This window comes from Mycobacterium sp. IS-1742, assembly GCF_001500125.1.
Lineage (GTDB): Bacteria > Actinomycetota > Actinomycetes > Mycobacteriales > Mycobacteriaceae > Mycobacterium.
The window spans coordinates 154,561-160,691 of record NZ_LQIV01000003.1 but is presented as its reverse complement, the minus strand read 5'-3'; the positions used below and the strand labels follow the sequence as shown (position 1 = coordinate 160,691).

The 6,131-nt window shown below is 68.9% G+C and carries 5 protein-coding genes; 2 read left to right on the top strand and 3 right to left on the bottom strand.

All coding sequences use genetic code 11. The annotated features are described in order from the left end of the window. Positions 1-2,091: molybdopterin-dependent oxidoreductase (locus AU196_RS03610; protein WP_059093711.1), on the bottom strand; the 2,091-nt coding region annotated here is incomplete at its 3' end. Between the two features lie 96 nt (positions 2,092-2,187). On the opposite strand from AU196_RS03610, the gene AU196_RS03605 reads away from it, so the two are divergent. Both AU196_RS03605 and AU196_RS03600 read left to right on the top strand, forming a co-directional pair. Beyond that, entirely contained in the window at positions 2,188-3,672 is a 1,485-nt protein-coding gene (locus tag AU196_RS03605) for an aldehyde dehydrogenase family protein (RefSeq protein ID WP_059093710.1), read from the top strand. Continuing rightward, entirely contained in the window at positions 3,669-4,082 is a 414-nt protein-coding gene (locus AU196_RS03600; protein WP_059093709.1) for a nuclear transport factor 2 family protein, read from the top strand. The genes AU196_RS03605 and AU196_RS03600 overlap by 4 nt, the downstream gene beginning before the upstream one ends. Before the next feature lie 11 nt (positions 4,083-4,093). On the opposite strand, the gene rlmN is transcribed toward AU196_RS03600, so the two are convergent. Both rlmN and AU196_RS03590 read right to left on the bottom strand, forming a co-directional pair. Then, positions 4,094-5,218 (bottom strand): dual-specificity RNA methyltransferase RlmN, encoded by a 1,125-nt coding sequence (rlmN, locus tag AU196_RS03595; protein WP_059093708.1) that lies wholly within the window; start codon positions 5,216-5,218, stop codon positions 4,094-4,096. 35 nt (positions 5,219-5,253) lie between these two features. Continuing rightward, complete coding sequence (locus tag AU196_RS03590; RefSeq protein WP_059093707.1) at positions 5,254-6,108, bottom strand: phosphatidate cytidylyltransferase; 855 nt, start codon at positions 6,106-6,108, stop codon at positions 5,254-5,256. Between the last annotated feature and the right edge of the window lie 23 nt (positions 6,109-6,131).

Sequence of the window (6,131 nt, the reverse complement as noted above, 5' to 3'; positions counted from 1 at the left end):
GGGTTGGGGCGAACCAGCGGTACAGCGTCGGCCGTGACACCCACGCCTGCAGCCCCACCCCTGCGGGATCGCGATCGTGCCCGGCCGCATCTCGTCGGTCACGAGCACCTCCGATTCGACGGCGCCGTCGGCGGAAACGATCCGCACCCGGCCGCCGTCCGCAAGACCGGCCGCGCGCGCGTCGTCGGGGTGGATCCTGGTCCGGTGCCTGCGGTCGCCCTTCATCAGCGTCGGACTGTTGTGCATCCAACTGTTCTGCGACCGCATCTCACGAATGCCGATGGCCAGCAATGGATATCGCGGATCCTCATGCTGCCGGCCACCGAGGCGGCCGACCTCGGCGACGATCTGGGGCGGATCGAGCCGCACCTTCCCGTCCCGGTGCCGCACCACCTTGGCGAGAATCCCCGACGGGGCGTGTTCGTCGAGCACGATCCCGTGCGGATGCGCGGCGAGGCGTTCGAGGGTGAGCCCGCCCCGCCGCAACCCGAACCGATCGCCGTAGGGCCCGAACCGCAGCAGCAGGCCCATCATCCGGCGCGGGGTCATCCGGGTTGCCCGGAAACGGTCGAGCTGGGCGAGTACCCGGTTGAACCGCTCGAGCGGACCCGTCGCGAACAGCGAAAGACCCATCCTGCGGGCGAGTTCGGCGTACACCTGCCACTCCTGGCGGGCCTGCCCGTACGGTTCGAGCACGGCCTCTGTCGCCTGGACGAACAGCGTCGGCGAGCAGGCCGCGAACATGATCGGCAGGTCGTCGCGTTCCAGCATGGTGGTGCCGGGCAGGATGTAGTCGGCCAGCCGGTTGGTCTCGTTGACGTAGAGGTCGAGCGAGACGAACAGATCCAGTTGGGGCAGAGCCGCTTCCAGCGCCTTGCTGTTCGGGACCGACAGCACCGGATTGCCGGCGACCACGAACAGCGCCCGGAGCCGGCCGTCACCCGCAGTGGTGATCTCGTCCGCCATGACCGCCGCCGGGAAGGTGCCGAGGACGTCGGGGTGGTTCCCGATGCGCGAGCGCATCGTGTCGTAGCTGAAACTGCCCAGCCGCTCGCCCATGTCCTCGACCGGGATGACCGCGTGCGACATCAGCGATCCGCCGGGGCGGTCGAGGTTTCCGGTGACCAGCGTCAGCGCGTCGAGCAGGAAGCTCACCAGCGTGCCGTGACGGCCCAGACACGCTCCGGTGCGGCCGTAAGCGGTCGCGCTGGGCGCGGTCGCGAAATCCCGGGCCAGCATCCGGACGACGTCACCCGGGATGCCGGTCCGCTCGGCGGTCCGTTCCGGGACGAACTCGCGGCACAGGCGGCGTAGCGTCTCGCCGCCGGTCGACTGTTCGGCCATCGCGGTGCTGTCGGCGAGGCCCTCGGCGAAGATGACCTGCAGCATCGACAGCAGCAACCACGCATCGCTGTCCGGCCGGATCGCGAGATGTTCGTGGTCGCGGGCGGTCTCGGTGCGGCGCGGATCGACGACCACCACCCGCCCGCCGCGGCGCACGATGTCGGCCAGATCGTTCTTGATCCGCGGCGCGCGCACCGCAATACCGTGCGAGACAAGCGGATTCGCACCCACCATCAACAGGAAATCGGTGCGCAACAAATCCGGGAAAGGCAACTGACTCGCGGCACCGTAGAGCAACTTGCTGGCCACGAACCGGCTGTTGATGTCCTGCGAGCCGGCGGAGTACAGGTGGCGGGCCCCGATCCGCGCCATGAACACCCCCGACCACAGGCTGCTCGCGTACCCGAACGCCGCCGGGTTGCCGAAGTACTGCCCGACGGCCTCACCGCCGTGCCGGGCGAGGACCGCCGTCAGCCGCGTGGCGATGTCGTCGAGCGCCTCGTCCCAGCCGACCGCCTCGAAGGTCCCGTCGGCGCGGCGCCGGAGCGGTTCGAGCACCCGGTCCGGGTCGTTCTGGACGTCGGTGAACGCGATGCCCTTGGGGCACGCGCGGCCCCGGCTCAGCGGATTGTCGGGATCGGGCCGCAGCGAGACCAGCCTGCCGTCGTCGACGGTCGCGAGGAGCCCGCACATCGGCTCACAGATCCGGCAGTAGGTGACGCGATGCTCGGCCGTCGGCGCTGACATGGGTGAACAGTTTATGAGAACTGTCTCCTTGAAATCGGAGAACGCTATTTCCGTCATTCGCCTGACGATCGCGGCGTGATTTGTAACGCTGAACCCATGACGACTGTGCAGACCGAGTCCGGCGTGCTGGCCGGCGACGAACGGATGTTGATCGACGGCGAGTTGCAGGGCACGAGCAGCGGCGCCACCTTCGACGTCATCCATCCCGCCAGCGAAGAAGTGGCCGGACAGGCCGCCGACGGCACCGTCGACGACATGGCCCGCGCGGTCGCCGCGGCGCGGCGGGCGTTCGACGAGACGGACTGGTCGCGCGATCTCGACTTCCGCTACCACTGCCTCACCCAGCTGCACGAGGCGCTCGAGCGGAACAAGGAACGCCTGCGCCGCATCCTGATCACCGAGGTCGGCTGCCCCGTCACCGTGAGCGGCAGCCAGATCGAGAGCCCGATCGAGGAGGTCAAGCACTGGGCCGAGCACGGGAAGAACTTCGACTACCTCGTCGACACCGGGGTGCACCCCACGCAGCTGGGGCCGGCGCGGCGCAAGATCCACTACGAACCGGTCGGCGTCGTCGGCGCGATCACGCCGTGGAACGTGCCGTTCTATCTCAACATCGCCGAAACGGTGCCCGCCCTGATGGCCGGGAACACCGTCGTGCTCAAACCCGCGCAGCTGACCCCGTGGTCGGGCAGCGAGTACGGCCGCATCGTCGCCGAGGAGACCGACATCCCGGCCGGCGTGTTCAACGTCGTCGTGTCCAACGCCAACGAGGTCGGCGCGGCGCTGTCGGCCGACCCGCGGGTCGACATGATCACCTTCACCGGGTCCACCGCGACCGGGCGGGCGATCCTTGCCGCGGGCGCGCCGACGGTCAAGAAGACGCTGCTCGAACTGGGCGGCAAATCCGCCCACATCGTGCTCGACGACGCCGACTTCAACTCCGCACTGCCGATGGCGGCGATGATGGCGTGCGTGATGAGCGGCCAGTCGTGCATTCTTCCGTCGCGAATCCTGTTGCCGCGCAGCCGCTATGACGAGGGTCTGGCGATCCTCAAGACCATGATGGAGGGTTTTCCGGTCGGCGATCCGTGGACGCCGGGCACCATGCAGGGCCCGCAGATCAGCGAGACCCAGCGCCAGAAAGTGCTCGGGCTGATCAAGTCGGGCATCGACTCCGGCGCCCGACTGGTCACCGGCGGGGGCATCCCGGAGAACCTGCCGGTCGGCTACTACACCCAGCCGACGCTGCTCGCCGACGTCGACCCGGACAGCCAGATCGCCCAGGAGGAGATCTTCGGACCGGTGCTGACCGTCACGCCGTACGACACCGACGACGAGGCCGTCGCCATCGCGAACAACACCATCTACGGGCTCTCGGGTGAGGTGTCCGGCGGTGACGTGGACCGGGCGTTCGCGATCGCCTGCCGGATGCGCACCGGCAACGTCACGATCAACGGCAAGAGCCACTTCGGCATCTCCAGCCCGTTCGGCGGGACCAAGCAGTCGGGGCTGGGCTACCGCAACGGCGAAGAGGGCTACAAGGAGTACCTCGAAGCGAAGACCATCGGCATGCCCGAATGACCGGAGGGACCGACGATTCCGAGATCGCCGCATTGCTGTATCGGTACGCCCGCGCCGTCGACAGCAAGGATTGGGAGCTCTACCGCTCGGTGTTCACCGACGACGCGCACATCGACTATTCGTCGGCCGGCGCGGTGGTCGGCAGCCGCGACGAGGTCGTCGACTGGTTCGCCGCCAATTTCGGCGTGATCCCGTGGAGCATGCACTACATCACCAACATCGAGATCCTCGACCACGACGGTGACACCGCGACAGTGCGGGCGATGTTCTACAACCCGATGCAACTGCCCGGCATGCCGGACATGAGCTCATGCGGCGGCTACTACCACCACGAACTGGTGCGCACCGCGGACGGCTGGCGCAGCAGGCACCTGCGCGAAGAGAACGTCTGGTTCACCAACAAGCCGTGACGATTCCGGCGTCAGCCCTCGGCCGCCAATTGCCCGCAGGCGGCGGCGATCTCGCGGCCGCGGGTGTCGCGCACCGTGCACGACACCCCGCGCTCGCGCACGCGGCGGACGAACTCGCGCTCGACCGGCTTGGGGCTGGCATCCCACTCGCTGCCCGGCGTCGGGTTCAGCGGGATGACGTTGACGTGCGCCAGCGGCCCGAGCGCGCCATGTAGCCGTTTGCCGAGCAGGTCGGCCCGCCACGGCTGATCGTTCACGTCGCGGATCAGCGCGTATTCGATCGACACCCGGCGTCCGGTGACGTCGGCGTAGTAGCGCGCCGCGTCGAGCGCTTCGGAGACCTTCCACCGGTTGTTCACCGGCACCAGGGTGTCCCGCAGTTCGTCGTCGGGCGCGTGCAGCGACAACGCCAGCGTGACGTTGAGCCGTTCGTCGGCGAGCTTGCGGATCGCCGGCGCCAGACCGACCGTCGACACGGTCACCGAGCGTGCGGAGATCCCGAACCCGTCGGGCGGTGGTGCGATGATCCGGCGCACGGCGGCGATCACCCGGTTGTAGTTCGCGAGCGGCTCCCCCATGCCCATGAACACGATGTTGGAGAGCCGCCCGCCCCGCGCGGCCGGCGCGATGCCCTCACCGTCACGGTCACGCAGTTCGACGGCGGCCGCACGGACCTGCTCGAGGATCTCGGCCGTCGACAGGTTGCGCGTGAGCCCGCCCTGGCCCGTCGCGCAGAACGGACACGCCATTCCGCACCCGGCCTGCGACGAGATGCACACGGTGTTGCGGTCGGCGTAGCGCATGAGCACCGACTCGAAGGTCGTGCCGTCCACCGCCCGCCAGAGCATCTTGCGGGTCTCCCCCGCGTCCGTCTCGATCTCGCGGACCGCGGTGAGCAGATCCGGGAACAGCGCCCCGGCGACCCGATCGCGCACGGCGGCCGGCAGATCGGTCATCTGTTGCGGGTCGGCGGTCAACCGGCCGTAGTACTGGTTGGCCAACTGTTTGGCCCGGAACGCCGGTAATCCCAGTTCGGCCACCGCGGCCGCGCGGGCGCTGTCGTCGAAGTCCGCGAAATGCCGCGGCGGCTTACTGCGTCGCGGGGCGTCGAATACCAGGGGCAGGGGGTTGGGCATCGGCGCCAGTATCCCACCTGCGGCGGGGTGCCCGCTCAGGCCAGCAGCGTGAGCACGATCCAGGTGGCCACCGCCGACGGCAACATGCCGTCCATCCGGTCCATCATGCCGCCGTGGCCGGGCAGCAGATTGCTCATGTCCTTGATGCCCAGATCACGCTTGAACTGCGACTCCACCAGGTCGCCGAGCGTGCCGGTGATCACCAGCATCACCCCGAGCGCGACACCGGCGTACCACGGCTTGTCCAGCAGGTAGACCACCGCGAGCACCGCGGCGGTGCCGCCGAACAGCAACGAGCCGGCCAGCCCCTCCCAGGACTTCTTCGGGCTGATCGCCGGGGCCATCGTGTGCCTGCCGAACAGCACGCCGGCCACATAGCCGCCGATGTCGGAGAACACCACGCCCAGCATCAGGCAGAAAACCCGGTTGGCGCCGTCGTCGGGGTAGATCAGCAGCGCGCCGAAACTCGCGAACAGCGGCACCCACGTCGCCAGGTACACCGTGGCGCCGATGTCGCGGGAGTAGTTCTGCGGTGCGTGGTTGAGGCCCTGGCCCACCAACCGCCAGATCATGCAGACCACGACGGTGGCCGCGAACGCGCCGAGCGCGCCCGCCGGGCCGAACGGCCAGGTCAGCCACAGCGTGGCCTGACCGCCGAGCAGCAGCGGGATCAGCGGCATCCGGTAGCCGGCCTCCGTCAGCCGGCTGCTCACCTCGTAGGTGCTGACCGCGACGGCGGCCGCGACCAGCGCCAGCCACAGGTACGGCGCGAACAACAGGATCGCGATGAGCCCGCCGCCGAGCACGACACCGACCGCGATGGCGGCAGGGAGGTTGCGCCCGGCTCGCGACGACTTCTTCGGCGGCTCGTCGACCGGTGTTTCTGACACGGAACCCGCTTGCTGCTGAGAGG

Bases quoted from the DNA above. Each gene is read 5' to 3' on its own strand.
- rlmN (WP_059093708.1), bottom strand. From the start codon at position 5,218: ATGCCCAACCCCCTGCCCCTGGTATTCGACGCCCCGCGACGCAGTAAG.
- AU196_RS03600 (WP_059093709.1), top strand. From the start codon at position 3,669: ATGACCGGAGGGACCGACGATTCCGAGATCGCCGCATTGCTGTATCGG.
- AU196_RS03605 (WP_059093710.1), top strand. From the start codon at position 2,188: ATGACGACTGTGCAGACCGAGTCCGGCGTGCTGGCCGGCGACGAACGG.